Source organism: Holosporales bacterium, from assembly GCA_031263535.1.
Lineage (GTDB): Bacteria > Pseudomonadota > Alphaproteobacteria > UBA3830 > JAIRWN01 > JAIRWN01.
Genome location: JAISFO010000017.1, coordinates 34,852 through 61,478, shown reverse-complemented (window position 1 = coordinate 61,478; position 26,627 = coordinate 34,852). Strand labels below are relative to the sequence as shown.

Sequence of the window (26,627 nt, the reverse complement as noted above, 5' to 3'; positions counted from 1 at the left end):
GAACAAAGCATAATGGGTTTTGATCAAGACTGCTCGGAAGAAGAAATTAAACAGCAGCTTATGATTCCTTTAGGCTGTGAGTCTTTGGACGACTTATACGTAAAAACTGGGCAGTGTATTATAACTTCTCAGCAAATCAGCCAGGTGCTGGGGCAGCAAAAGTCTGACAGAATAAAAGACCAGAAAGCCGGCCGATCTGGCCAGTACAAAAAGCTTTATCACACAATCATGGTCCAGGCAGAAGATGCCACAAATATCTTTTATAACCTGATAAACGTGTTTTTTGCCCATGATGCAGAGGTGCTTAACGTAAAAACAGAAGTGATAAAAGACAACAAAGTCATTATAAGCTTTGAAGTCTACCGAACTGATATACCGCAAATGCAAGAGCTTATGAAGTCTCTCTCCGATATCGAAAGTGTAATAAATGTCGAAGAGCAAATATGATATTGGGACTAGGCAGCGATATAGTAGACGTAAGGCGTATAGAGCGACTTTACTTACAATATGGTAAGCGTTTGGGAAGGTTGTTATTTACTGACAGCGAATGGACAGCTTCGCAATTAGGCAGTGATCGTGTGGCGTTTTTGGCTAAGCGATTTGCTGCAAAAGAAGCCTTTGTTAAAGCTTTGGGAACTGGCTTTGGGCAGCGTGGTAACATCGTATGGCGTGATATAGAAGTAATTAACGATCACCTCGGCAAGCCTAGCATATTCTTACGCGATCACGCCTTGGCCTACATGAAGGAAATTGCTAAGCAACATGGGGTGAATGAATACCGCTTTCATCTAAGCTTGAGCGATGAATTCCCCTATGCTATTGCTAATGTGTTGATAGAAATATAGAGCGCTGATGAAGAAGAACAAAACAAACTGGCCAAAAGAAATAAAGTCTATCGTCGGCATTTTACTTGTGATTTTGGCTTTTCGTACGTTGATATATGAGCATTTTCAGATACCGTCCGGATCTATGGTTCCCTCACTGTTGGTGGGCGATATGCCCGTGGTCGAGAAATGGGCCTATGGATACAGTAAGCACTCAATTTTGTTCAGTCCGCCTTTGTTTGAAGGGCGGATATTCAAGAAATCCCCTAAGCGTGGAGACGTTGTCGTTTTTAAGCTGCCCACAGATCCGTCCGTAAATTATATAAAGCGCGTGATTGGCCTTCCAGGCGACAAAATTCAGGTTATAAACGGCGTTGTTCACATAAACGGTGAACCGGCTAAGCTGACACACCAGGGCGAGTACTTATTCGAAGACGAGGAGCTGGGTAACAAGAAAGTCCGCACGCAGATGTACATTGAGGTACTGCCAGGGGCCGAAGACAAACCCCACACCATCATAAGGCATGACATAAACAACGAATGGGCTGTAAACAACACCCCTGTTTATACTGTTCCAGAAAACCACTATTTCATGATGGGCGATAATCGGGATTTTTCGAAAGACAGCAGATTCCTTGGCGCGGTGGGTTATGTTCACGAGGACTTTTTAGTAGGGCGTGCAGTCTGTATTTTGCACTCAATTGCAAACAGAGTTCGACTTTGGGAGTTTTGGCGCTGGATTCAAAACATTCGCTACAGCAGGATATTCAAAAAGATTATATAGCGCGGCATCTCCTTGAAGCTAGAAGAAATAAGCTCGCATATTGGCTATCAGTTTAAAGACGCTTCTTTGCTGTCAAAGGCCTTAAGCCACCCATCACGCAGTAATGATCGGTCCTGCTCAAACACCTTCGAAAGGTTAGAGTTCTTGGGGGACAGGGTCTATAACTTAGTGTTGGCAGCGTTGTTATATGAAAGCTTTCCACAAGACTGCGAAGGCGACTTATCAATCAGGTATCATTATTTCTCAAGCGCTTTGTTTATGGCCGATATTGCCAAATTAAGTGGTTTGGTTAAGCTGCTGGATGTTATGCCCGATAAAGGCGAACGCTCTGTTCTTGCAGACACTTTAGAGGCGCTTATCGGTGCCGTGTACCTTGACGGCGGGTACGATGCAGCTTCAGCAGTGATTAGGCGTTGGATTCAAGACCATGTAAGAAACTATCCTGTCGAAAATTTAAAATGTCCAAAAAATTTGCTGCAAGAGTGGTCACAGAGCCGCAAATTTGGAATTCCCGTATATGAAGTGGCTGATCGTAGGGGAACTGATCATTCTCCGGTTTTTACTGTCCAAGTCTTGGTGGGCAATGGCTTAGTTGGAATTGGCGCCGGGTCTTCAAAACAAATCGCAGAGCAAAAGGCAGCCGAATCCCTAATGAACCAACTTAGGAAGCAAGGCTTGTAAAATATTGGTGTTATCCAAGTAGCTCTTAGGCATTATTCAGATGTCAATACAGATTAATAATTTATATTGACATTTTTTGTCATTAATGATATTTTATAAAAAGTTAATTGGAGTCTTAATTATGATCATAAATAGAGTATATTCAAGAGCAGTTCTTGCATTAGCATATATTGCTGGTGGCGCTGTAACTTGCATAGATTCATGTTTTGCGCGATTTCCACAATTGAATGAAACACAAGTAGACAGAAACAATTCCTTGCCAGATTCTCAATATTTATCAGAAAATGGAATAAATTTTAGAAATCCCCAAGCATATACTGCCCTTATGAACGCTAAGGGACTTCCTGCCACAATAATAGTTGGAAGTGGCCGCATGAACGACAATGACCTTATTGCATATGAAAATCCTTATAACTACTTGTTAGTAGATCTCGTTAATTCTGCTGCCGCTGACACATCGTCACATTGGCGTGAGATAATAGGCTTTGGGGACTTTATCTTTCATTATGGTGATGCAAAACCTGATGTAGACAGCGATATTATGAAGCTTTCGGCAGATGTTTTCGGCTCAGGACAATACAATTACATTATTTTTGAGAATGTTCCTATGAACTCTTCATTAACTCGCCCTGCAATTGAAGATGCGCTTAGCCTTTTGGCGCCAGGAGGGGTTATAGTTTCATCTCGCTTTCCGAGAATCGCCGGTATAGGAATTTGTATAGAGGAGTTTTCGAATTTCATGCAATTACATTTTGGAGACAAGTACACCTTTTTCTATGAACTTGGAGAGGGCGGCGTTTTGGAAAATCACAGCGACTTTATAATTGACATAACCGATCCAGAGAGTGCTGCTAGCATGTCTGAAAAAGAGCAATTTGAATTACTTAACAGTCACAAGGAAACTTTTTTGGAATATTTTGGGGACAAAGCTAGAGAGCAAATAGCCGACATAGCATTTAGAGAAATTGTGCTAGGCAGTGCCTTTTGGCCGTCTAGCTCTGAGCAAGAAAGGAATACGATAGGCGGATTTGCCATGATTATTACCAAGAGATAGTATTATTCGTAGCTGTAAGGATTTTTTATAAATTTGGAGAAGGCTACCCTAGATATTCTGTTGAAATATCTATATAGCTTCTCCATGCCTAGATACGTGGTACTTAGCCCCATCGCAGAAACAGCCAAGCTACAGGAATGGTGATTCGTGTGGCGTATTTATAAGACGTAAAATGCACAGCTTGTAAACAAAGGCTACAATTATGAAGCCGCTGCTTACTAATTCTTATTATCAATTCTCACTCAAGAGGCCCTATATAAGGCAACATTGGTTCAATTGTATTCCAATTGTCATCAAACCAAAGAAACAATAGATCCCGCCCACGAAGAGAAGCCCTATCTAGCTTTATATTAATTGATTCAGATACCGTTTTTGCAATTTTTTTTCAAGTTCTGCATTGTTATTCCTGGATAATGCTCTAAAAACCAAGCATATGCCGCAGTACAACAAATGATACGGCCTTTTAGCCTTTCTTCGGCGATTGCTTTCGCTCTATAGTGCTCTTTGCCATAACCGTAGTTCTTATGTTTTTTCTCGACAGGGCAGGGTAGGAGTTGCGTATCTGTAGGTTCTGATTGCCGTTGCAAATCAGCTAACAGCCTTGTTGTTTGTCCGATTACATCATTCGATGTTTTACTTTCGGGCGTTTTTTGTTGGGAAAAACTAGACCATTCCGCTACAGGGCTTAAATTCATAAATGTAGTGTCAGAGTCACTGTCGCTACTCGCGAACGGACTGAAACTAGCAAACGCATCGGCGATTGAGACGATAATACTAAAGAGCAAGAGGGCTTGTATGTTTGACATTGTGTTTTTTCTAGATGAAAAATATTTAACCTAATATAAATTATTTTTATCCAACGTCAATGCTTAATTTTCAAAAATTAACAAACTGCATTTTTTAATATTAAAAACTTTATATTTGCTTATTATTTGGCTGATAAAAAGCGATTAAGGCTATTATATTGATGAATGTCGGCTATTTTTTGAACTAATGGCATAAGATATATTCCGCAGCTGTATCTCATATAGGTTTGACAACTTTTGGTTGTTATTTGTTTTGGCGAAATTAGGTATGACTCAGTATCTAAATAGTACTTTAGCTATCAAGATTAGAAGGATGGGGCTAAAAAAAAGTAACTTACAAACGAAAGCCGCAATTATAAAGCCGCTGCTTACTAATTCTTATTGGTTTCTATGTAAGGCAATATTGGTTCGATTATAGACCAATTATCATCAAACCAAAGGAGCAATAGATCCTGCCTGCGACAAGAAGCTCTATCTAGCTTTATATTAATTAATTCAGATACCGTTTTTGCAATTTTTTTCAAATTCTGCATGTTTATCTTTGGGAAATGCTGTAAAAACCAAGTATATGCCTCAGTACGAAAAATGATACGGCCTTCTAGCCTTTTTTCGGCGATTGCTTTTGTTTGATAATGCTCTTTACCACGACCGTAATTTTGATGCTTTTTCTTGACAGGGACGAAGAGCTGAGTGCCTGTAGGTCCTGGTCGCTGCCGCAAAGCAGCTAATGGCCCTGTCGTTTGTCCAATTGTGTCACCCGATGGATAAAAACTAAACCTTTCTTCTACAGTTGTACTTAAAGACGCTTCTTTTAGGGAAAAATTAGTCCATTCCGCTACAGGGCTTAAATCCGTAAATGTAAAATCCGTAAATGTATTAAATTTATCATCTAAATCTGATGATGGTCTTTTGAGCATTTCTTTTGGGGAAAAATCAGACAATTCTGGCACAGGGCTACCCATGAATGTAAAATTAGGGTCGTCGCTGCTCGCAAGCGGACTTAAACCAGCAAACGCATCGGCGATTGAGACAGATAATATAAAGAGCAAGAAGGCTTGTATGTTTGACATTGTATTTTTTCTAGATGAAAAATATTTAACCTAATCTAAATTATTTTTATCCAACGTCAATGCTTAATTTTCAAAAATTAACAAACTGCATTTTTTAATATTAAAACTTTATATTTGCTTATTATTTGGCTGATAAAAAGCGATTAAGGCTATTATAATGTCGGCGATCTATTGTTAGATTTTTGAACTAATAGCGTAATATACATTCCAAGGTTGTGCATAATATAGATTTAACAACGTTTAGTTGTTATTTGTTTTGGCTTAGATATGCATTTTAGGCTATCAAGATTAGAAGGATGAGGCTAAATGAAAGAAACAAGCGCTAAAGAAAAATTAAGATTGGCCGCACTCTATACATAAGAAGTGATCATGCAGGCCAGCTAACTTCACTCAAGCCTAAACGAACATATTTGGCGGATGGGGTGAGATTCGAACTCACGAGAAGGTTGCCCTTCTGCCGGTTTTCAAGACCGGTGCTTTCAACCGCTCAGCCACCCATCCTATGTCGAAGCCTTAGACTGGCATTGGCACAAAAAATCTAGCTATCTAATCGCTCAATTAATAAAGATATAAAGCACAAAATTCAATAGCTCACGCCTTCAGAAAGTGGATTACTAGCCGTATTTATGGTTTGGTGAGGACTTGTATGCTCAATCATCACTCATCCTATATCGGAAACAAGATCTCCATCAACGCAAGAAACCCAGCTGTCCAACCACCTACTTAATAAAGAAATGCAGCACAAAGTTCAACTAACCCTTATAGTTTTCATCTCTCGAAAATTGGTTATTTGCCGTGTTTATGGCTTAGTATAGAAAAGGCGGAATCATAGAGAAGGGATAAGTATCAAAATGGCTTATCGGTTAGCTTAGCGAGATTGTTTTTTGGTAATTTGTATTTCTATTTTTAAGCACGACGTGCTTGATAAACGCTAAACTGTTAAGAATTAGCAGTTTTTAGAAATCATATCCACTACCCATGCCGCTCATATCAGGTGCACCAGAGGGCATTGGTTGCTTTGGCTCTGGGCATCCGGCAATCATGCACTAAGTTGTTGCTATTAGCCCTACAACCGAAGTAACACTCTGCAGAGCGATTCTTACGACCATCATTTGATGGCAAGTGTTTATATAACCAACATTCTGTAGAACGCTGCCATTAATTATCTAATTAAACGCCAGCTAAACAAAGGATGTTTTGCTTTTTATTATTGAAATTTTAATAAAATAATATATATTTACAGTTGAGCCGATATGTCTAAGAAAAAGTTTAATAAATTAGCAGCCTCTAGCGCAGTAGTCGCAGGATACCTCGGGTATTGCGGGGTTATTGGTGTAGGAATAGCCACCTTGTTGGGAAGCGATATGTGTGTAGCTGCGCAACCCCTAAGAAGTCTTTATGATGCTTTACATGCCGACAGAAGAAATCCAAATATGGCGCCACATATCCAAAAGCTGGAAGCTCTGCGGGCTGAGGTTGTAAAGAGAAGTCAAGACCAGGGGGATTCTGGGTTTGCAGATTTTTTATCCGAGGCCTGCGATAACTCATATGACGGCAAGGTCGGCGAAAGTTGGAAAGATCCTTGGGGTCTTATGGAACAACAATATCCACAACTTTATCGGCATATTAGAAATATTCAAAGAGATATGATCAGAGGAGGCGAAAACAAGAAGTTACCTTTCGGTCATATATGGGCCGCTCTTGATGCGGCGGCATACGATCGAATACGTATAGCTCCTATAACGGTGAGTACTTTGGGTTCGCTATATGGTATAGATTTTATGGCCATAAAATCTCAAGTAGAAGTGCTTACTCAAACACTAGGACGTCTAGTTGCCGCTGACGGAACGTATGGCAATACGAGCGAGTATTTTGCATATTGGGTGCGTAATGCTACTAATCCGAGTATACAATCGCGGCCCATGCCTCAAAACGTTGAGCAAGCCGTAAGAAGGCTTGGGCCTAATCCTCATTTGCAGAATAAGTTGATTCAAGACATCGATGTTGCTGTGGCAAATATAAGGCAAGCACGGCTCTCCGCTATAAGGCAAGCACGGCTCTCCGCCCGAGCCCACGACCGAGTTTTTGCCCCACGGTTCCCTGCACTCACTACCGCCCCTCCCTCCACCATCAACTTCCAAGGTTGCACAAGACTGGGCGAGGCACCTCCTTTCCAGTACTTGGAATCGGCCACCATCAACTTTCAAGGTTGCACAGGACTGACCAAGGCACCTTCATTTCCAGTACTTGGAATTAGCAGCACCATCAACTTTCAAGGTTTCTCAAAACTGACCGAGGCACCTCCATTTCCAGTACTTGGAATCGGTGGCACCATCAACTTCCAAGGTTGCACAAGACTGGGCGAGGCACCTTCATTTCCAGTACTTAGAATCGGCGGCACCATCAACTTTCAAGGTTGCACAGGACCGACTGGGATGCAAACCTTTCCAGGACCATCAATCCCCTCCCCGCCTCAAGATCACACCGGACTGATCGACACGTCAGTCTTTATAGGAATTGAAGATTTAGGTGTAGATATCGATAGTGGGCTTGACTGAAGTGCCGAATTTTACAAAGCTGGAGAGTATGTCTGGAGGCGGCATTATAAACTTCACAGGTTGCGCTGAAATGACCGGGACAGCACCACTTCATAAGTTTAACAGCAAGCTGTCCAGGGTGAGCCTTGTTATAGCGCCCCCCCCCCCCCTATCATCATAGTGATACGGGGTTAACCGGCGTCCAATCATTCCCTGTTTTGCGAAGCGGCAACGTAAATAATCTACTTCAACGGTTGTACAGGGCTGGATGGTGCAGCCCTAACCTTTTCAGCACTTACAATATTCAGTAATAGTGGAGCCATTACCTTCCAAGGTTGCAAATGGTTAACCGGCGCTCTAACTTTCCCAGAACTCACAAGCTTGGGGAGAATCATCAATTTCCAAAGTTGCGAATGACTAAATGGTACGGCTGTCTTCTCTGGTCTGCAAACGATAGATGGAAGCATAAACTTCTCTGGCTGTACGCATCTAACAGGGATCATGTTAGAAAATTGCACTGTCAACACCCAACTGAGGCAAGCTTAATTTAACTAACACTGGGATCACCACAGTTAATCTTAGCAGTTCTGCATTGTCCGGCACTCTTAATATGACGAGCTTGATTAATCTTACGGCGCTTATTTTAACCAGGCGCACTGGTGTTTCAGAATTTAACTCAATACAGTCCGTCAGGATAAGTAGGAAATTAGCAGAAGACGTTGAGTAATTTCTCTGATGGATTTGTGATGATTTACACAGGCAAGTGGGCAAATGTTCGCTTGCCTGTTTTGTTGTCGATCATTAGAATGCACATTCCATTAGCCGTTTGCTGATAGCGCTACCCTTAATCATTCATCTGAACAAAGGATGTTTTGCCTTTTTGGTTAGGCAATTGTCTTTTACACATTTTATTATTAAAATTTTAACAAAAATAATATACGATTATAATTAAGTCGATAGTGACTCTAAGGTGAATCTGGGTCAAAGTGACTTAGAACTTAGTTGTTTAAGAGGAAAAATTATATGTCTAAGGAAAAGTTGAGTTTTAATAAGTTGGCAGCCTCCGGCGCAGTAGTCGCAGGATGCCTTGGGTATTTTGGTGTAGGAATAGCCACTTTATCGGAAGGCGATGCATTGTGTGCATTGCCATTGCAGGATCAAGGGGAAGAGGAAATTAGAAGGATTTTTGGATGTGAGGGGGGGGGCCGATGCGCGTGAAGGGAATCCCGATGTATCGTTTACACCGCCATTGCAGTATCAAACGGAAGAGGACATAGCGAAGATTTTTTATTGTGGAAAAGGTTTAGTAGATATTGAGACTCAAATTAAATTTTTGGCAGCTTTGCGGGCTAAGATTGTAGAGATGAACCAAGGCCGGGGGGACTCTGGGTTTATAGATTTTCTATCTAAGAAGTTCAATTGGTCCTACAATCATGACGCGATCGGCAAAGGCGGTTGTGATGCAGTTTTTATCGAACAATATCCACAACTTCTTAAACATCTTGAAGATATTGAAAAAGATATTATAAAGCGCTGGCGTTTTATTGACTATCATACGACACCTCTCCATTGTATAAATGCTGCTATTTATCGGCGATATGCAATCAGATGCGTACAGACCCCACAACGAAGGATATTATGAGTTTGATAGATGGTCTAGATAGTAGATCTTACTATAATATAAACGAATCACTTGACATGTTATGGCTCACTAGGGCAGCAGGGCGTTTACTTGCCGCCGGAAAAATCGATATGAACAGGGATTTTATAGAATGGATGCGTGGTGCTACTAATCCAGATATGCCACTGTATCCTATGCCTGAAAATGTTAAGCAAGCTGTAAAAGAGGTTAACGAGGGTGAGGTTAAGCTCATCAGTGAGACAGTAGCATTTATAAGGGCTCATCGTACAAAACGCCCACCGACTGCAGATCTTTAATTTTTCTCTGATGGTTTTGTGATGACTTACACAGGCAAGTAAGCAAACGTTCACTTGCCTGTTTTGTTGGCCAGTCATTTAGAATGCATATTTCATTCGTCGTTTGCGATGGTGCGTATTTTTTAGATAACTCAATAACCGACCTCTTTTGATTATTACGCTGCGTCTACAATCGATTCGTCGGCGCATTCCTGATGTTATATCTCCATCACTGCCACCATTTGAGCGTTGTTAGGTAAGTCTTAATTTAAAAAGCTGCAGCTTTCTTCGTATATCAAGAATCTCAAAAATCCTTGCTAAACAATGCATATGGACATAACATCAGACTCCATCGGGGCGTAGCGCAGCTTGGTAGCGCGCCTGCTTTGGGAGCAGGATGTCGGAGGTTCAAATCCTCTCGCCCCGACCAATATCAGCCCAAGACCCAGCTCAGTCTTTTATTCTCAATAATCTAAGTAAAGCGTTAATGTCTTCGCAAGTGGTATACTTCTTGCTGGCCGAAATTTTTAGCCAGCGTCACTACACCGACGTATCCGGTCTCAAACTGTTTTGTGAACTTTAGGTCTTTCTATATATGACACATAAGCTTTAATTTTTTGCTAATTCGTATTGCTTAAAGTGCAACTTTGGTAGATTGTCAAATTTGCGTTGATAGCGGTCAATATTCTCTGAAGTTACAAGATTTTTGCCTTGAGCGATTAATTCTATCATATAGGCGTTTGTGTGCTTCGAGTAATGATTATGATCTTTGTAATTATCAAGGTTGGCGACAATATCAGCGTCAGTCTCAAAATCAAACATTTTAACATTGGGTAATTTTGCAAGCTCGGCTAATATAATACGTCTGAATTTTCGATCGCTGGTCCTTGATCTGGAATTGCTTATATTATTTAACTTTTGCGCTACAAGCGAATACGGTGGAAAGAATATGATGAATGTAACCGAAGGATTATTTTTTATAAGAGGCAAAAAGTCGCTGTAAAAGTTTTTTATTCCTGCGGTATAGTCGGCCTTATTGCTAGTTAAAGGGGGGGGGCAAATTGGGAAGCAATCGCAAAATAGTTTTAACATCAGCTCACTGGAAAATAAGTGATCATCATGCCAATTATGATAACGTTCAAGCTCGTCACTCATTGAGAATGATGGGACGCGATTAATTAGCTTGAGTGTTAGAGGGGCTAACACAAGCGCAAAATTATCATAGCAAAGAGTCATATACTGCCAATGTACGATCAAACTATTATTGTACATTCCAATAGGAAAAGTTTCAGGGTATTGGTTTGGTAAATATGAAAAATAACACCTATCAATTCCCCATATAACAGTCTTTACTTGTCCGCTGTTTATTGCGCTTTTTACAGCAATTTGTTGAATATTTATGGCCGATCCAGCAAAAGACATTTTAATTGGTTTTCCGCCAAGAACCGCCGCGATCTGTTTTAGAGAAAAAAGCTGAGTTATGGATGTGCCAGCTATAATCGTATCGTACGGGTATGTTTTGGCAAATCCTGCGACCTGATATCTTGGATCCCAATACGGCGGAACTTTAGGGTCATAGCGATAAAGGCAAAGCGGATCGGCGATATAGACAAGCGTGGCAATCAAGAGTAAAAACAAACCCCACGCCAAGCAGAAAGCATTTAAAAATAGAGATTCTTTGCGATCACTCATTTAACCCAGTCTGGGATAACCCTGATGTATGAGACAACTTTACCGACGCCTTTTATATTGCTGACTACATCAAGGACAGTTTGCATTTCCTGTGGGTCGTTGGTCGCACCTATCACATATACCGTTCCATCAAGGGTTGTTGCGTTATAGTTAAACGATCGGACTTTACCTTTTGCAAAAATCGCTGTGCTAACTTTCGAGGTTATTGCCGCGTCCGACGAGTATCTTCCTGCGCCTTGGCGGTCTCCTACACGAATTTCGTTATAGATTTTGTCTGATGGTAGTACTTCTTTAGCAAGTTGAAGGGCTTTATCTCTCTGCTGCTCGTCTTTAGCGTAGCCAATCAAAAGAGCATATCCGCCCTTTGCGAACACGCTAAGTCGATCGTTAACGTTTATGTTGTACTTTGCCCACTTTGTATTGATGCGAGCTTGGATCGTTACGTCGCCTATCTTGCCGGTTATACCAGGCGTGCTGCGCAAGGCCGTAAAACCCACCAGCGCTGTTCCGCCGACAATCGCAACCGGGGCGCAGCCGCTTAACAGCACCCCAGCGCTTGCTAAAGAAAAAAATGCCTTCGATAACATGGGCAACTTCATTTGCTTTCTAACGCTGTAATTTTACGTAAGAACATAGCTCATGAACATATTTTATGCAACTTTTGGGGTGCGGCTATCAGTGTAGCTAACGCGCGCAAAACGTGTTAACATTACGACCATATCCAAGCCTCAGACATGAAAAAGGTATCAAGCATAATTCTGGCCGCGGGCAAAGGGTCCAGATTTGGGTCTAAATTGCCAAAAATCCGTCACACTGTTGGCGGACTGCCTCTGTTTTGCCATGTCATAAAGTCCTGCATGGACGCCGGAGCAAAAGATACTGTCTTGGTGATTTCTTCTGAGCTTTCCGGCGTTTTAGATAAAGTGCCGCTTTCTTGTACAGGTGGAGCCTCTGTAAAAACTGCTGTTCAGCCAATTCCGCTTGGCACTGGAGACGCGGTTTTACACGGCTTTAAGCAATGCTCGAAGGCATCTGAGTGGGTTGTTATTTTATATGCAGACACACCGCTTATCCGGCCAAAGACGATACAATCCATGCTTCAGGCGGCTGACAGTAAGACCGGCGTAGTTGTGCTGGCCATGAAGCCCGATGAAGATACCGGATATGCCAAGCTGGTTGCCGGTCCGGATGAAGCTTTGTTCGCTATCGTCGAGGAAAAGGACACCGTTTCCTACAACCTCAGGGACGGGTGCCGATTCTTATCGCTGTGTAATGCAGGTATGCTTATAAAGCAAGAGGTGGCTGAGCAGTTCTTGGATAAACTGCCGTCCAGCCCAATTACAGAAGAGACATACATCACCAACATAGTTGAGCTGGCGCGTGAGGCTGGATGGACCTGTCATTATGTTGTTGGCAATGCAGAAGAGCTTAGAGGAGTTAACACCAGGGCAGATCTGGCCGCCGTGGAAAAATCGTTTCAGGAAAGAATGCGTCGCGCTGCTTTGGACAATTGCGTTGGTCTCACAGCGCCAGAGACTGTACATTTTTCTTATGATACCATAGTTGAGCCAGATGCTACCATACATCCGTTTGTTACATTTGGTCCTGGGGCAATAATCAGATCAGGAAGCGAAATCAGGTCATTTTGTGTGATCGAGAACGCTGAGGTTAAACAAGGTGCGATAGTAGGGCCATTTGCCAGAATAAGGCCGGGCAGTGCTATACAAGAAGGCGCGCATATAGGTAATTTTGTTGAGGTAAAGAAATCAACCGTTGGCGTTGGCGCCAAAATCAATCATTTGAGCTATATAGGCGACGCCTCCATAGGCGACGAAGTTAATATTGGGGCCGGCACGATAACCTGTAACTACGACGGATTCAAAAAACATCAGACAACCATCGGCAATAAGGCTTCCATAGGGGCAAATTCGTCGCTGGTAGCCCCAGTTAATATAGGCGCGAGGGCAATATTGGGGGCTGGAAGCGTAATAACGGAAGATGTGCCGGAGGATGCTTTGGCCCTAGAGCGCGCCCCGCAGGTAACGCTTAAAGGAAAAGCGGAGAAAATCAGGGCGAAACGAACAGGCTTTATGGAGCAATCTTAATGTGCGGAATAGTAGGCCTCGTCGGCCACAAAGATCTGGTAAATAAAATCATAGACGGGCTTAAGCGGCTTGAGTACAGAGGCTATGACTCGGCTGGAATGGCTTTGGTAGAGCAAAATTCTGGCAATCTGTGTGTAATAAAAACGGCAGGGAAAATCGCAAATCTCGAGCATGAGGCTCATTCGAAATATAAAGGCGCTTCAGAGGCAGGAATCGGGCACACCAGGTGGGCAACTCACGGCAAGCCTACAAAAGAGAACGCACACCCCCATGCTACCGAGCTGGTCGCACTTGTGCACAATGGCATTATTGAAAACTATGCCGATTTAAGGAAATCGCTTCTGGCTCAGGGCATATCGCTGAACAGCAACACCGATACAGAGGTCGTTGTGCAGATGATAAGCCTGCTGCTGTCCAAAGGGGCTGTCCCGCTTGATGCAGTGCAGCAAACCATTTCATCTATACAAGGCACGTATGCCTTTGGCATAGCCTTTAAACAGCATCCAGAGATGATTATTGGCGCGCGCAAAGGCAGCCCCCTGGCGATTGGGATAAACGCGGACGGCAAGCTTTCGCTTGGATCCGATGCGGTTGCCTTGTCTGGATTTGCCAACCAAGTCGCATATCTGGAGGACGGCGATATTGCGCAGCTTTATACAAACGGCAACCTTAATATCCTTGATAAAGACGGCAATAAAACCGCAAGGCCATGGCAGCCAATCATCAAGAGTCAATCAACTCCCGATAAGAAGGGGTACGAGCATTTTATGCTTAAGGAAATATTCGAACAGCCTTCAACGATTGCCGATACGCTTACGCACTATATAGGCCATCCCAGCAGTAAAACAATAAATGTACACCCCAGCGGAATCAGTTGGGATCAAACAAACCACATCACCATTATCGCTTGTGGAACTTCCTACTATGCCAGTCTAGTCGCAAAGTACTGGTTTGAAAAGTATGCCAGAATACCAGTCGAGGTAGATGTAGCTTCCGAATATCGCTACAGAACGCCGCCTGTCCATGAAAAGTCAGTCGGCATATTCATATCCCAGTCAGGAGAAACAGCAGATACCCTGGCTGCGCTTAGATATATCAGGGATTTGGGCCATACTTGCGTTACCATCGTTAATGTCCCAACCAGCACCTTAGCGAGAGAGGCGAATGTAGTTCTTCCAACATTTGCCGGGCTGGAAATCAGCGTAGCCTCGACCAAAACCTTTACTGCACAGATGGCCGTGCTTGCCTACATGCTGATAGAAGCGCTGAAAATGCGTAATGACGTCGATTTATCTTTTGAGCTGGCAAAAGAACTCTTAGATGTAGATACGCTTATCTTAAAAGCATTAGACACAATGCAAGGCCTAACCCAACTTGCAGGGAAATTGTCCGAAACCAAGGATGTTTTGTACCTTGGCCGAGGTGTGCTGTATCCAATCGCGATGGAAGGGGCCCTAAAAATGAAAGAGCTCTCATACATCCACGCGGAAGGCTATGCCGCAGGTGAGATGAAACACGGCCCCATAGCACTTATAGACAAAGGTATGCCAGTAATTGCCCTGTGTCCATACGACAAAGAGGGCTTGTTTCATAAAATAGTTTCAAACATCTGTGAAGCAAAGACCAGGGGTGCGCAAATTTCCATCTTAACCTGCAAGAAAGGCCTGCTGCTGCTTGAAGAGGCTGAACTTAAATGCCCAGTTTATTTGTACCCTGACGCGACCCAACTTACCGCCCCACTGCTTTACAGCATCCCGATGCAGTTTTTGGCTTATCTTACGGCGCTTAATCGCGGGGTAGACATAGACCAACCCCGCAATTTAGCCAAGTCCGTCACAGTTGAGTAGTTTTAGCTTATTAATCTGTCGCCGATCTTAGCTCTTTTACTTCATCATCAGTAGGTTCTATAATAAGCTCTTCATTCATCTCATCCCATTCTTTATCGGTGAGTGGAAGCTCTCCTAGTTCAGCTCGCCTCGCATCTTCCTCTGCTCTAGCAGCTTTATCTTGCGCTTTCTCTTCAGCTACCTCCTGTTGCCGCCTCAGCCGGTGAAAATTTTCTAACTCTCTACGCTGTTCTTCTAGGTGGCGTGCAGCAGCAAGCTGCTTCCGGCACTTATCGCTTTGCTGTTCAAGCATTGCAGTTTGGGTAATAGCGCTGTAGCAAGCGACTAGTAACCTCACCGTATAACCTTGCAAACATTTTCCACCAGTACTTGGGTTGAATGCATCTTTGAAAGCGTGACACATCAGTGAAAACATCCCCTCATTGCCTGACCTTAGCATATAAGCACAGGTTAATAAGACCTGCAGCGGACAAGCGCCGGTTTCTGGATCTATATCCACCTTATCGTAACCATTGTTGAAAAAATATTTAACTATTTCGACTATTTCAGGTATGGTAGGATCTACATCACAGCTCGTTTCATTAAGTAACTTTGCACGATTCTGCATATGACGAATCACAAAACCCTCATAGCCATCACTAGCTAATTCCCCAGTATCTATAAGCGTTTTAGCATCTGCGCCATAAGCATTGCTGAACGCTTCCATAAGCATTTCTCCACCCTTTTCAGCTTTTATTCTTGGGGCAATAGCGTGAACATCTTCGTCTGGCTGAGCCCCAAATGGCGCTGGCATAGAAGAACTTGCCGATAACACCAAAGCAAACATACCACTAATTAAAACCGATGATTTGGTTACATTGCTCATCATTTTATCCCATGCAGTAAAATATCTATATTATTAATACAATATATTTTCTTAAAAGTCAAGTAATTTTTTAACTAGTAAAATATAATTCGTGCTTTATGGCTTTTCCAGCCAGGATTTGGCAGAGCTAACAGCAACGCAGCCAGAAGCTGCGGCAATTACCGCTTGCTTAAGGGTGGATGACGCAACGTCTCCGGCAGCAAAAATTCCGTCTACAGAAGTTTTGCCTGCATTGTCGGCTAATATATAGCCACTGTCGTCTAGACTGAGCTTATTAATAAAAATGCCGGTCGCCGGCGTATGGCCGATGGCAATAAACACTCCATCAGTTTCCAGCATACTGACCTCTTCGGTTATCAGATTTTTAACCGCAACACTTGCGACTTGCTTATTTCCTCCTCCAAATATTTCAGTTACGGCGCTGTCCCAAACGATATTCATATTCGGTAAGGAAAACAATTTGCCCTGATCGGCCTTATCTGCCCTTAATTCGTTGCGCCTGTGGATCAGCGTAACCCGCTTAGCCAGGCCGCTGAGGTAAATCGCTTCATCAACAGCAGTATTACCGCCGCCAACAATCACTACACGTTTATTCCTAAAGAAAAAACCGTCACACGTGGCACAGTACGATACGCCGGCGCCACAATACGTTTCCTCGCCTGGCACGCCAAGATGTTTGGCCTTGGCCCCTGTTGCGATTATAACAGCATCGGCCAAATAGCTTGTGCCAGATTCGCCTTTAATTCGAAAGGGCTTGCTTGAAAAATCGACTTCCACAGCCTCATCATGCGCTTGAGTTGCCCCAAGCCTTTTGGCCTGAGCCAGCATCGCTTCCGTTAGGTCAGGGCCTTTGATGAAATTCGCAAATCCGGGGAAATTTTCGATCTCAGTTGTGGCAGACAATTGCCCGCCTGGCTGAGCACCAAGCATCTGAGTCGTTTCTATACCAGCACGCACAGCATATATGGCGGCTGTACACCCAGCGGGCCCAGATCCAATAATCAATAACCGCGACTTTATTTCTTCCGACATACCTAGTACTCTGTCAACGCGATCTTATACCACATCAACGTCTGCTCAGGGTACGAAATCGACGCAATCTTAATAGAGGCTTAAATCTTAGACTTGCCGGCAGGTTGTGTTTCTGCTTATTTTACTAACCCGCAATTGAATATTGTGATTTTGGTCAATTTCGTTATTGTCTTATGGCTATACCAGCTATATAAACTGAGTGGTAGATTGTTTGTGGCTCATAAAGGAAAACACATATTATGAAATTTTCATTAAATAACAAAATCAAAATCACACTAATCGCTACGGCTTTGCTGGTTGCGTCATTTGGAAACGCATCAGCGCCAAGACAACTGGTGCAACAGGAATTAAACATATGCTATCCCGTGACACCTAATCGCTTAAATGATGTCACCACATCAATTACTTCATTGGCTTATAACACCCCTAATGGCATAGTTGTAAACGTATTCGTTGGTGAAATTTTTGATCAACCGGGCGACGAGGCGATTTTTGCGGAATTCGCAGAAAAATTCTCTCCTGCATCTTTTTCTGGGGACAATCCATGTTTTCGCCTATATCTCTTAGATTTAAGTGTCGAGACTGAAAAAGCCAAATTATACGCATTGCAAATTAACTCAGGGTGGCATTGGTCAATTTTTACGAAACTTTTTATTGCTGAGAATCCGGCTTTCGCAAATTTGCCGCATCTTTGCCTTGTAGACAGCGATACCATTTTTGTTGGCAGCGTAGCGCCTCTTATAGAAATAAAACTGGATGAGCAGCTATGGGCTGCAGTTAATGTAAAGGCCACTGATTCAAGCAGAACACTGCGCCTGATTGCTTTCGGCAGCAGATTTGGAGATGGAGAAGATCTGTATAACGATGCAAATAAAATTGGTGAATTAGTAAGGATGACTGAAAATCCCGGCCTTGCCGTATTTGACGAAAAATTACCTGCGCGTTTGCGTTCGTTTGAAATGACGCGAGTCGATCAATTGATAGATTCTGGAAGTAATTGGATACTAGACAGTGGAGTTTTTGTGTTGAACATCCCACATATCTTGGCAAACAATATAGTTTTACTTTTAGAGGGTTATTTTAAGGGCGTGATATCAGCTAAGCATGAAAACTCTGAAATGTTAACCGACGAATCTATTTTTGGTATCCATAGTACTAGAACTAGAACAGGGTTAGTTTTGCCATTTAGGTTTAATGTAAATATCGATCAAACTAGAGATCGAGTTTTCGGGTTCATGTCAAGCCTTGCAAAAACAGTTAAAGATGGTGAGCCAGATTTAATGGCGCTACAGAGCTTTAATACTGAACTGACGCATTACTTAGACCGTCAGGACCGTCATACCGTCCTTTTAGTCTTTTTAAGATTACTTTCAGCGCAAATTACTGCGGGAAATCCTAGTTTTATATCATTATTGCCATCTGTAGCCGCTGTTAACGAATACATTTATGAAGAATTGAATAAACACTCAATTGTTTATCATATGCAAGGAAGTGATGCTAAATTTGGAACGTTTCCTTTAAACGATCCTCGTATAAACTGTGGATATGGGTGGACATGGGCAGCGTATAGGGTACTCTCTAGGCAATTGCAATACGATGAAATTTTGGCCAACTTCGATGAAGGGGCAAGCGACTATATCACGCAATACTTGGGTAATGTTGGTAGGCGATATAGATCTCCTCAAAGGCTACCTAAATACCTTGCAGAGACAGCTATATCTACCATGAATGATCTGCATCCACAGTGGATACCACAAATATTTCAACTATTTTATCCAGATGAGGCTCAAAAACAGTCGCCTAAGCCGGCAAGCAAGGCCTCCACTGCGCGTGGAAGGGGCAAAGAGACAGCTGTATCTACCATGAGTGATCCGCATCCACAGTGGGCACCACAACTACTTCAACTATTTCATCCAGATGAGGCTCAAAAACAGCCGCCTAAGCCGACAAGTAAGGCCTCCACTGCGCGTGGAAGGGGCAAAAGGCCATTTCAGCGTGGTCGCAGGCCTACCTAGGTAATTTGGCGCTGTGTTTACACAGCAGCATAAGCTTAAGCCTTTAAATTTCGAGTACGAATCTGTAGACTGCCGTGCTGATCGCCTACTTAAGTTGGCGTTGAATGAAATGACGGTTGATGTTTGAGAATATCTCCAAAAGATTCAGTGAAATATTTGGCGGACTAAGGCGGACTGGCATCCTTAGGCCAGAGGATATAGATAACGCCCTGCGCGAAATAAGAATTTCGCTTTTAGAGGCGGATGTTTCCCTGCCAATCGTTAAAGATTTCATCAGCAACGTTAAAGAACAGGCGCTCAGTCAGCAAGTTATAAAAAGCATCACGCCTGATCAGATGATAATAAAAATCGTCAGCGATCGTCTGACGGCGCTGCTGTCAGAGAATAAACGAGACATTTTCGGTAAGTCGCCCCCTAAGCGCGTTATGCTGATGGGCTTGCAGGGTGCGGGGAAAACTACGGTTGCGGCCAAGCTGGCCAATATGTTTAAGCAAAAAAACATGACGGCCACATGCGATATATACCGCCCAGCGGCTGCGGAGCAGCTTCGCATTCTGTCAGAACAAGCAGGGGCAAAGTTTTTTACCCCAAAAGCCTACGATAATGCGGTTGAGGTCGCTAAGGAGGCGATGGCTGCTTTTAAGGCCAGCGACTGTCGCACCCTAATATTGGACACGGCCGGCCGACTGCATACCGACGGCGATATGATGCAGGAACTGGTTGCGGTTAAAGAGGTCATTGATCCAGACGAGGTCCTGCTGGTCGTTGATTCTATGACTGGGCAGGATGCGATCAAAATAGCCCAACAATTCATGTCGTTTGTTAAACCTACCGGTATCGTCATGACGCGTATGGATTCTGATGCCCGGGGTGGGGCCGTGATATCGATCGGCAAAATCACCGGATCGCCTGTAATATTGCTCAGCACAGGTGAGCGGCTGGATGATATCGAGCCCTTTGACCCCAGCAAGCTAGTCAAAAGAATCTTGGCGCTGAGGGATATATCCTCATTGGTTGAGAAAGTCGAAAAAATCACCAATCAGGACGAAGCGCAAAACAGCCTAAACCGTCTTATGCAAGGTAAATTTGACCTAAACGACTTGGCCAAACAGATTCAGGCGCTTAGTAAAATGGGCGGTATAAAAAGCATTCTTGGCATGTTGCCCGGCGTTGGTTCGCTGATTGATAAATCCCCGACCAATAATGAATCTGCGATTAAAAGGCAGCTTGCGATTATTCGCTCAATGACTAAGCAAGAAAAGCGCGACTATAAAATCATAAAAGGCAGCAGGAAAAAGCGTATAGCCGCCGGCTCCGGCGCCTTGGTTCAAGATGTTAACAGGCTTATAAAAAATTTTGAGTCCATGCTTGACCTTATGAAGCGGCTTAAAGGAAATCGCGCTTCGCTGGGTCAAATTAAACAAATGCTTACTGGCAAAACGCCGTGATACAGGCGAGGTCTCTAATCAACTATTCGGATTGCTGGTGATTTTCGTTGATTTTGAATTTTCTATCTATGACCTTGACCACGCAACAATCGGACCAGACATTCAGCGATGTCTCTACCATATCGATTACGGCGTAAAATGGAAGAATCAGCCAAAGAATATCAATAGGAACATCCATGCTGATAAGCAGGCTCATGCTTAAGAAAAAGCATCCCATAGGAACCCCAGCATTTCCAATAGCAGCGATGGTGGATATAAAAATCCACTGCAAAAGCGTAAATAAATTGCTTTCGACTCCATTGTTTTGCATGACATAGATGACAGTAGTAAAGATGAATGCAGCGCATCCGTTCATATTAATTGCGGTGCAAAACGGAAATGCAAATCTGCTGATCTCTTTTGATATCTTTAAGTTATTTTCCGCTGTTTCCATCGTTATTGGCAATGTTCCCACCGATGACTTAGAGAAAAAGGCCACCGATAACGCCGAAAACATGGCTTTCAGCGTGGCTAATGGATTGATCTTATGTGTCCACAAAAGTATTGGCAGTACAAAAAATCCCTGCACAACATTGGCCAAAAGTACTACGGCCAGATATCCGCCTAATCCCTGCAAATTGGTTCCATTTTTAAGCTGCCCAACAGCGATGGAGATAAATCCAAACAGAGCCAAAGGAAGCGCTTTCACCACCCAGCCAATGATGATTAAAAACATTCCCTGAACCATTAAAAAAAAATTATTCAGCGACCGAGATTCGTTTATTGGCATATGCCTGATGGCGACTGCGATGACGATGCTAATAAAAAGGGCGCCCATTACATTGTGCTCTAAAAATGGAGACAATATGTTGGATGGAACAATGCTCAGCACATAATTCGCATACTTTCCACTCTGGATAGCGTCAATTGGATTGCCACTGACTGCTGAAGTGATATTCGATGGAGAAATTAACAGATACAAAATGCATGCTACAGAGGAAGCAATCACCGTTGTTCCCACGGTGTACAAAAGCGTATGTTTTCCAATTTGTTTCAATTGAACGTTACTGCTATGCTGAGATATTGAGACAATCACCGCCACAGCGATTATTGGCAAACTCATGCATTTGAAAATTTTTATAAAAACATTTGATATAAAGTCAGATACAGGAAGCATGAAGTCTCCGTACCCGCATATGCATCCCAAAATGACGGCAATGGCGTACAGAATCCCCTTATGCTTCGTAAGCGTTTTTAAAAAATCACTCAATAACACAGTCGTATTCCCGAAGAGCTGATCAAGTATTCCTATATCGGCAGAATTATCAAGGTAGTAATTTTTAGGAGATTGATAACTAGAGGTATGGAGATTTTTAATCTTGACTTATTGGTCAATAAGTGATAATTCAGAAACCGACAAAGATTATAATTTTAAAAGGAGTACAAAATGAAAAGATTTATACCGCTTATACTTACGTTAGTTTCACTTACATGCCATGCGGCTGTGCCAGAGGTGCCGTCGGTACCAGCTCAAGAATTTTCATCTAAAGACAACTTGGATGCAGTAACACATTATTTGCATTTATCTCCAGAAGGGCGGACTGCTTTAGAGCGATTTAATCATGTCAAAATCTCTGTTAAAGACGGAAAAGTTGTAAATATTGAGTTTGACATGAGGGAACAATCTCTGGTTGAGCGTCGTGAAGAGGTTAAGCAAAATGTGGTGGAGCAAGTATCAAGTTTCTTAACCGAGCAATTCCCAGAAGTTGATTTTAATATGGATTTTGGCTGCTTTAAGGAAAATCTAGAGCGATGTTTAGTCAGTTGCACCCACCCTCATTGCCTTGATCTATTTACTGATGATTTTGATGTAACAATCTCTTGTTTTAACTTTAATAATAAAACTAGCTTTAGTTTAAACGAGAGTCAGAAAAAGCATATTACCGACACAATATTTGCCGGGATCATAGAATGTCGCAAAGAAGCCTTTTGCTTCTTGCTTGATTTGTTTCTGGTTGATAATACTGATGAAATTCATCGTCAAATACAATCTGCAAAGACCTCTGAAAGTATAAAGGGTGAAAGTGCGGATTTCGCCCTTACAATATTCTCAAAGAAGATAGGCATACTTCCACAGGGTAGTGAGTTTTTCGGTCTCGCAACTGATAAGATCAGATTAATCACTTCCGAGACCCTTGTTGAGGGCTTGGCCAAATTTGATGGGGCGGCGGATGCTGTGCAGCATTACAACAGTTTGCTGCAAACGGATGCATCGCAATTTTCACAGATTTTTAAGCAACATATTAATGATGTTCAACAAACAGTATTGTCCTCGATTATCACTAGTGACGAGCCTAAGCCATTACATAGTTGTATCACATTGGCTGTAGACGAATCCTACAAAGAAGCGGTTTTAGATAATTTTTCTCAAATTATTTTAAGAACAGCCGAGCAGCCTTTTTGCAAGAAAAACCTAGCAGTGTTTTTGGTTGCCCACGATCTAATTCAAAAAGTAACGAAGAAAGAAAGAGAGCTTGTTTTAGTTGATTCATACGCCAATTTTTTTGGCATGAATTATCCATTTATTATATTCAATCTTCGTATGCCTACCATTGAAGCTCAGGTAGAATCTTTTCTCCCAAGAGAAAATCGGCTCGCTTTTACAGAATCAGATCCGCTATACACGACTAATCATGAGATAGGTCACGGAATACATCAAGTTTTAGGACTGTTTGGTGAAAACACCAAGGGGCTGATGCGTGGATATCTTGATCATCCGTTTACAAAAGTGTTGCTGTTTAAAGAAGCAGACCGAACGCTATCGGAAATTTCTAGAGAGATGTCAAGATTGCTGACTGAGATCGAAAGTGATCAAAGCCAGATTTCGAGCTTTATTGACTTTTCACTACGTTTTTGGGTGATAAACAATGTATTTGGCGATCGGCTTCAGAAAAAGGGGGGAATTTTGCCAAGCGTAGAAGTTTTTAGAACAACTTATCCAAAGGCGCTTTTATTAGATATTTTTATTGATATCTGGCATGACCCTAGGGAAGTTTTTAATGTTACTGGATTATTAGTCGTAAACGGCACCCTAATATTAAATAAAACCAGCGATCTTGGATTATCTATCGAAAGAGGAATACCGTACAGATGGAACTATGGTTTTTCAACCAAGCAAACGAGAGAATCTTTCTGCCAAAATCAGTTACAAAATTTAGAACATAATTACAATTCTGAACAAAAGCAAGGGTTAGAGTTTGCAACATGGGTTTACAGAGAGCTTATACCGTCACTTGATCTTAGGCCAGACCTCGAGGCATTTAAGATGCTAGAAGCTTTATACAAGCAGCCAGGCTAAATAGTGGCATTCTTCCAAGAGGGCGCCCTCTTTTACAATACGTTTGCTCCTTACCTAATGATGGCGTGGGATATAGCGCTTAAACAAAGCTTTTAGCTTGTCGGTTACTTCTTTTGAAAAGAAAGGGGCGTTCTTGGTTTCAAGGAGGGAAAGATCATTGCGGACTGCTCTATATGCCTGTAAGGCAAATGTATCCACCCCCATGGCGGCAATTTCTTCTGCCATAATTAGCACATCATTTACTGTATGAACCCCCGGGGAAATTGTAGTACGCGTCTCGTACGCGACTGCAGAATTAAGCAGTAATGCTAAGCTTTTTTTGACTATCTCACCGCTGCCGGCCTGTCCGGTTATCTTACGGTAATCAGCGAACGTAGTTTTTATATCCATCCCTACCCAATCAAGCATGGGAAGCACCGCTTTGAAAGTTTCGTATTGAATGCCATTTGTGTGTAGGCCGACACTAAGGCCAAGGGATTTTATCTGTCTGATGGCACTAACAATCGCGGGCTGCATTAGGGGCTCGCCTCCGCTGAAAACAATGGCTTGAACCAAGTGCTTTCGCGACTTAATCTTGGCGAAAACTTCACCCCAAGGTATGGTGCTTTTGCCTGCAATTGGTTGTAGATCAACATTGTGACAATAGGCACATCGCCACATACATCCTTGGCAAAAAACTACGCTGGCTAAATGATCTGGAAAATCAATTGTAGTTACTGGCAAAAATCCGCCTACGATCAGCTCATCCATACCCTCTCCTTAACAACACATCCATTAACATTTGCCGAAGTAATAATAACACTAAACGAAGAATTACGCTTCATGTGAAAATTAACGTCCGAGTAGCAAGTAAATGTACTATAGGCTTTTTATGAAATCGTCAGCCTCTTGTGTCGGGCTAATATTAAAGTGACTCGGCGGTTCGGCAAGCACGTCAAGGCGGTTAGCTATCTGTATTCTACGTGCATGTAGGCACATAGGGCCTTTGGTTTTCGCGCCGTACTTTATATCACCTACTATTGGCCAGTTCATTGCTTTACAATGGGCGCGCAATTGGTGCGTTCGCCCCGTTATCGGTTCCAGAGCTAGCCATGTTTTGTCATCGTTAATATGTCTTATGATCTTGAATTTTGTTAAAGCTTTCAGCCCATTCGGGCTTTGATCTGGAACCATCAACTCTTCACCACCAATGAGCCTTTTAGCAAGCGGAATATCGACTATTCCCTGGCTTTCCTTGGGCGCACCCTCCACAATGGCCCAATACAGCTTGTTAACGTCTTTTTCTTTGAATAAATTGGTTAACACGCGGGCAGATTCACGGCTTGTGGCGATAATCAGGGCTCCTGATGTAGATTTGTCAAGCCTGTGCACAAGTTTCAGCGATGTTCCGTGTACGTGGTTATAGCTTATCAACATATCGTCAAGGCTAAGGCTGACTTTACTGCCAGCTTGTACAGGCAGGCCGCTTGGTTTGTTTATTACTATTAGATCTGTATTCTGTAAAATTATTAAAGGATCCAGCTTTTGCGCCAAGTTTGGATCGATTTGCTTACATTCAGTTGAAGCTGATTCCGCAAGTGAAGCAGGCAAGCATACCAATTGGCCTGCAATTAATCTATCAGACGCATGCGCTTTTCTGTTATCCAATTTGACTACGCCTTTTCTTATAAGCTTTTGAATTGCGCTAAACGGCAAATTAAAGTGCTCTTTAAGATACTTATCCAACCTGACATCAGCGTCTTTGTCTTGGATAACTGCTTCATTCCACTTCATGAATACTTTTATTTGACAAAATTTTACTATTTTTTAACCAAAAATTGGCACTATTAATTATATACGGTAACTTACGGAGGTCACTATGAAAAAGTATCATAAATTTAGTATTACACTTTTGACAGGAATAATGGTTGGATCGTCAGCGCATTCGGCGTTGTCCTCAATTCATCCGGAGCGCGAGGATGGCGGCTCGCTTCCTAGGGGCAGTTTATTATCGACGCATGATCCATCGAGCAGTCAGCAATCGGTATCTCTTGCTCTGCCAGAAGTGAGGGCTAAGGACTTGCCGATATTGTTTTCTTATGGGGAAAACGTACATGCCATAGCTCCACGCATAAAGCGGGCGGGTATATGGGGCGCATTTGTGCATAACGACGACATTTCCAATATAAATCGCCCTATTGAGCTTGTTACGCAGGAATCCGCAGTTGAAAAGCTTATTGGCGATATGGATTTTATAAAATCTTCCGTGGGGCTTAGCTTTACTGTCAAAGAAAGAGATGGGCTGATTAACACCGCTAAAAAATTCTGGCAAATGAGATATGACAAGATCGCTTTGGATCCAGAGACCGGCGCACAACCGCTGGAGCTTTTTAGTCGTTGCATACGTCTTGCTGATAATGACCCAGAAGGATTTAGTTTTTTTGTAGGTGCTCTGACAGACGCGGCTGATCCACAAACTGGCGGATTATGCTTGCAGGGATACACTGTAAGGTTGCTGGCAGGATTCAATTCGCTCGCCTATAACCGAGCGCAGATAAAATTAAATCCGCTGCTGAGAGAGTAAAACCAGAAAAAGCAACTTAAGTTCTTTAAAAGCGTGTAGGGCTTTGATTT

At 42.7% G+C, this 26,627-nt stretch carries 24 protein-coding genes and 2 tRNA genes; 16 read left to right on the top strand and 10 right to left on the bottom strand.

The window, feature by feature from the left end; all coding sequences use genetic code 11:
• From LBL30_01695 to LBL30_01675, 5 genes are all read left to right on the top strand, one after another.
• Positions 1–447 (top strand): hypothetical protein (locus LBL30_01695; protein ID MDR1031819.1); only part of this gene is annotated, 447 nt, incomplete at its 5' end.
• Positions 444–845, top strand: a complete 402-nt coding sequence (gene acpS / locus LBL30_01690; GenBank protein ID MDR1031818.1) for a holo-ACP synthase — start codon at positions 444–446, stop codon at positions 843–845. The genes LBL30_01695 and acpS, both read left to right, overlap by 4 nt.
• A 7-nt stretch (positions 846–852) precedes the next feature.
• Positions 853–1,608 (top strand): signal peptidase I, encoded by a 756-nt coding sequence (lepB, locus tag LBL30_01685; GenBank protein MDR1031817.1) that lies wholly within the window; start codon positions 853–855, stop codon positions 1,606–1,608.
• Positions 1,609–1,620: 12 nt separating this feature from the next.
• Entirely contained in the window at positions 1,621–2,289 is a 669-nt protein-coding gene (gene rnc / locus LBL30_01680; protein ID MDR1031816.1) for a ribonuclease III, read from the top strand.
• A 223-nt stretch (positions 2,290–2,512) separates the two neighbouring features.
• Positions 2,513–3,343, top strand: coding sequence for a hypothetical protein (locus LBL30_01675; protein ID MDR1031815.1), 831 nt, complete (start codon positions 2,513–2,515; stop codon positions 3,341–3,343).
• Positions 3,344–3,702: 359 nt separating this feature from the next.
• Here LBL30_01675 and LBL30_01670 read toward each other — a convergent pair whose 3' ends face one another.
• The 3 genes from LBL30_01670 to LBL30_01660 form a co-directional block, all read right to left on the bottom strand.
• On the bottom strand, positions 3,703–4,149 hold the full coding sequence (locus LBL30_01670) for a hypothetical protein (GenBank protein ID MDR1031814.1): 447 nt from the start codon (positions 4,147–4,149) through the stop codon (positions 3,703–3,705).
• Between the two features lie 371 nt (positions 4,150–4,520).
• Positions 4,521–5,099, bottom strand: coding sequence for a hypothetical protein (locus tag LBL30_01665; protein ID MDR1031813.1), 579 nt, complete (start codon positions 5,097–5,099; stop codon positions 4,521–4,523).
• 531 nt (positions 5,100–5,630) lie between these two features.
• A tRNA-Ser gene (locus tag LBL30_01660) sits at positions 5,631–5,720 on the bottom strand.
• Positions 5,721–6,472: 752 nt separating this feature from the next.
• Here LBL30_01660 and LBL30_01655 point away from each other — a divergent pair.
• The 5 genes from LBL30_01655 to LBL30_01635 all read left to right on the top strand — a co-directional run bounded on the left by LBL30_01655 (position 6,473) and on the right by LBL30_01635 (position 10,103).
• The gene (locus LBL30_01655) at positions 6,473–7,777 is read left to right on the top strand and encodes a hypothetical protein (protein ID MDR1031812.1); all 1,305 of its coding nucleotides are present in this window, start codon (positions 6,473–6,475) and stop codon (positions 7,775–7,777) included.
• A 1,002-nt stretch (positions 7,778–8,779) separates the two neighbouring features.
• Positions 8,780–8,974: a hypothetical protein gene (locus tag LBL30_01650; protein MDR1031811.1), complete on the top strand. Its 195-nt coding sequence runs from the start codon at positions 8,780–8,782 to the stop codon at positions 8,972–8,974.
• Complete coding sequence (locus tag LBL30_01645; protein ID MDR1031810.1) at positions 8,949–9,398, top strand: hypothetical protein; 450 nt, start codon at positions 8,949–8,951, stop codon at positions 9,396–9,398. Before LBL30_01650 ends, LBL30_01645 begins: the two co-directional genes overlap by 26 nt.
• Positions 9,399–9,454: 56 nt before the next feature.
• On the top strand, positions 9,455–9,694 hold the full coding sequence (locus tag LBL30_01640; protein ID MDR1031809.1) for a hypothetical protein: 240 nt from the start codon (positions 9,455–9,457) through the stop codon (positions 9,692–9,694).
• 332 nt (positions 9,695–10,026) lie between these two features.
• Positions 10,027–10,103 (top strand) — tRNA-Pro (locus LBL30_01635).
• Positions 10,104–10,282: 179 nt separating this feature from the next.
• Here the strand turns inward: LBL30_01635 and LBL30_01630 are convergent.
• Positions 10,283–11,365, bottom strand: coding sequence for a hypothetical protein (locus LBL30_01630; protein MDR1031808.1), 1,083 nt, complete (start codon positions 11,363–11,365; stop codon positions 10,283–10,285).
• A complete protein-coding gene (locus LBL30_01625) occupies positions 11,362–11,952 on the bottom strand; it encodes a BON domain-containing protein (GenBank protein MDR1031807.1) in 591 nt (196 codons plus the stop codon). The genes LBL30_01630 and LBL30_01625 overlap by 4 nt, the downstream gene beginning before the upstream one ends.
• 147 nt (positions 11,953–12,099) lie before the next feature.
• Between LBL30_01625 and glmU the strand changes: the two genes are divergently transcribed.
• Positions 12,100–13,470, top strand: coding sequence for a bifunctional UDP-N-acetylglucosamine diphosphorylase/glucosamine-1-phosphate N-acetyltransferase GlmU (glmU, locus tag LBL30_01620; GenBank protein MDR1031806.1), 1,371 nt, complete (start codon positions 12,100–12,102; stop codon positions 13,468–13,470).
• The gene (gene glmS / locus LBL30_01615; GenBank protein ID MDR1031805.1) at positions 13,470–15,317 is read left to right on the top strand and encodes a glutamine--fructose-6-phosphate transaminase (isomerizing); all 1,848 of its coding nucleotides are present in this window, start codon (positions 13,470–13,472) and stop codon (positions 15,315–15,317) included. The genes glmU and glmS overlap by 1 nt, the downstream gene beginning before the upstream one ends.
• A gap of 10 nt (positions 15,318–15,327) precedes the next feature.
• On the opposite strand, the gene LBL30_01610 is transcribed toward glmS, so the two are convergent.
• Both LBL30_01610 and trxB read right to left on the bottom strand, forming a co-directional pair.
• Positions 15,328–16,182, bottom strand: a complete 855-nt coding sequence (locus LBL30_01610) for a hypothetical protein (GenBank protein ID MDR1031804.1) — start codon at positions 16,180–16,182, stop codon at positions 15,328–15,330.
• Between the two features lie 96 nt (positions 16,183–16,278).
• The gene (gene trxB / locus LBL30_01605) at positions 16,279–17,214 is read right to left on the bottom strand and encodes a thioredoxin-disulfide reductase (GenBank protein MDR1031803.1); all 936 of its coding nucleotides are present in this window, start codon (positions 17,212–17,214) and stop codon (positions 16,279–16,281) included.
• A gap of 239 nt (positions 17,215–17,453) precedes the next feature.
• On the opposite strand from trxB, the gene LBL30_01600 reads away from it, so the two are divergent.
• Entirely contained in the window at positions 17,454–19,229 is a 1,776-nt protein-coding gene (locus LBL30_01600) for a hypothetical protein (protein ID MDR1031802.1), read from the top strand.
• 119 nt (positions 19,230–19,348) lie between these two features.
• Positions 19,349–20,677 carry a signal recognition particle protein gene (ffh, locus tag LBL30_01595; GenBank protein MDR1031801.1) on the top strand — a complete coding sequence of 443 codons (1,329 nt, stop codon included), beginning with the start codon at positions 19,349–19,351 and terminating at the stop codon, positions 20,675–20,677.
• A gap of 22 nt (positions 20,678–20,699) precedes the next feature.
• On the opposite strand, the gene LBL30_01590 is transcribed toward ffh, so the two are convergent.
• Positions 20,700–21,926: a dicarboxylate/amino acid:cation symporter gene (locus LBL30_01590; GenBank protein ID MDR1031800.1), complete on the bottom strand. Its 1,227-nt coding sequence runs from the start codon at positions 21,924–21,926 to the stop codon at positions 20,700–20,702.
• Positions 21,927–22,103: 177 nt separating this feature from the next.
• On the opposite strand from LBL30_01590, the gene LBL30_01585 reads away from it, so the two are divergent.
• On the top strand, positions 22,104–24,014 hold the full coding sequence (locus tag LBL30_01585; GenBank protein ID MDR1031799.1) for a hypothetical protein: 1,911 nt from the start codon (positions 22,104–22,106) through the stop codon (positions 24,012–24,014).
• Positions 24,015–24,068: 54 nt separating this feature from the next.
• On the opposite strand, the gene LBL30_01580 is transcribed toward LBL30_01585, so the two are convergent.
• Together LBL30_01580 and LBL30_01575 are read right to left on the bottom strand one after the other, a co-directional pair.
• Positions 24,069–24,764, bottom strand: a complete 696-nt coding sequence (locus LBL30_01580; GenBank protein MDR1031798.1) for an anaerobic ribonucleoside-triphosphate reductase activating protein — start codon at positions 24,762–24,764, stop codon at positions 24,069–24,071.
• 108 nt (positions 24,765–24,872) lie between these two features.
• Positions 24,873–25,787, bottom strand: coding sequence for an RluA family pseudouridine synthase (locus tag LBL30_01575; protein ID MDR1031797.1), 915 nt, complete (start codon positions 25,785–25,787; stop codon positions 24,873–24,875).
• An 85-nt stretch (positions 25,788–25,872) separates the two neighbouring features.
• Between LBL30_01575 and LBL30_01570 the strand changes: the two genes are divergently transcribed.
• The gene (locus LBL30_01570) at positions 25,873–26,577 is read left to right on the top strand and encodes a hypothetical protein (GenBank protein ID MDR1031796.1); all 705 of its coding nucleotides are present in this window, start codon (positions 25,873–25,875) and stop codon (positions 26,575–26,577) included.
• Positions 26,578–26,627: the final 50 nt, after the last annotated feature.

Coding starts and splice junctions, on each gene's coding strand:
- LBL30_01585 (MDR1031799.1), top strand. CDS start 22,104: ATGAAAAGATTTATACCGCTTATACTTACGTTAGTTTCACTTACATGC.
- glmU (MDR1031806.1), top strand. CDS start 12,100: ATGAAAAAGGTATCAAGCATAATTCTGGCCGCGGGCAAAGGGTCCAGA.
- glmS (MDR1031805.1), top strand. CDS start 13,470: ATGTGCGGAATAGTAGGCCTCGTCGGCCACAAAGATCTGGTAAATAAA.
- LBL30_01650 (MDR1031811.1), top strand. CDS start 8,780: ATGTCTAAGGAAAAGTTGAGTTTTAATAAGTTGGCAGCCTCCGGCGCA.
- LBL30_01575 (MDR1031797.1), bottom strand. CDS start 25,787: ATGAAGTGGAATGAAGCAGTTATCCAAGACAAAGACGCTGATGTCAGG.
- LBL30_01640 (MDR1031809.1), top strand. CDS start 9,455: ATGTTATGGCTCACTAGGGCAGCAGGGCGTTTACTTGCCGCCGGAAAA.
- LBL30_01655 (MDR1031812.1), top strand. CDS start 6,473: ATGTCTAAGAAAAAGTTTAATAAATTAGCAGCCTCTAGCGCAGTAGTC.
- LBL30_01630 (MDR1031808.1), bottom strand. CDS start 11,365: ATGAGTGATCGCAAAGAATCTCTATTTTTAAATGCTTTCTGCTTGGCG.
- acpS (MDR1031818.1), top strand. CDS start 444: ATGATATTGGGACTAGGCAGCGATATAGTAGACGTAAGGCGTATAGAG.
- LBL30_01600 (MDR1031802.1), top strand. CDS start 17,454: ATGAAATTTTCATTAAATAACAAAATCAAAATCACACTAATCGCTACG.
- LBL30_01670 (MDR1031814.1), bottom strand. CDS start 4,149: ATGTCAAACATACAAGCCCTCTTGCTCTTTAGTATTATCGTCTCAATC.
- LBL30_01610 (MDR1031804.1), bottom strand. CDS start 16,182: ATGAGCAATGTAACCAAATCATCGGTTTTAATTAGTGGTATGTTTGCT.
- trxB (MDR1031803.1), bottom strand. CDS start 17,214: ATGTCGGAAGAAATAAAGTCGCGGTTATTGATTATTGGATCTGGGCCC.
- LBL30_01580 (MDR1031798.1), bottom strand. CDS start 24,764: ATGGATGAGCTGATCGTAGGCGGATTTTTGCCAGTAACTACAATTGAT.
- LBL30_01625 (MDR1031807.1), bottom strand. CDS start 11,952: ATGTTATCGAAGGCATTTTTTTCTTTAGCAAGCGCTGGGGTGCTGTTA.
- ffh (MDR1031801.1), top strand. CDS start 19,349: ATGTTTGAGAATATCTCCAAAAGATTCAGTGAAATATTTGGCGGACTA.
- lepB (MDR1031817.1), top strand. CDS start 853: ATGAAGAAGAACAAAACAAACTGGCCAAAAGAAATAAAGTCTATCGTC.
- LBL30_01570 (MDR1031796.1), top strand. CDS start 25,873: ATGAAAAAGTATCATAAATTTAGTATTACACTTTTGACAGGAATAATG.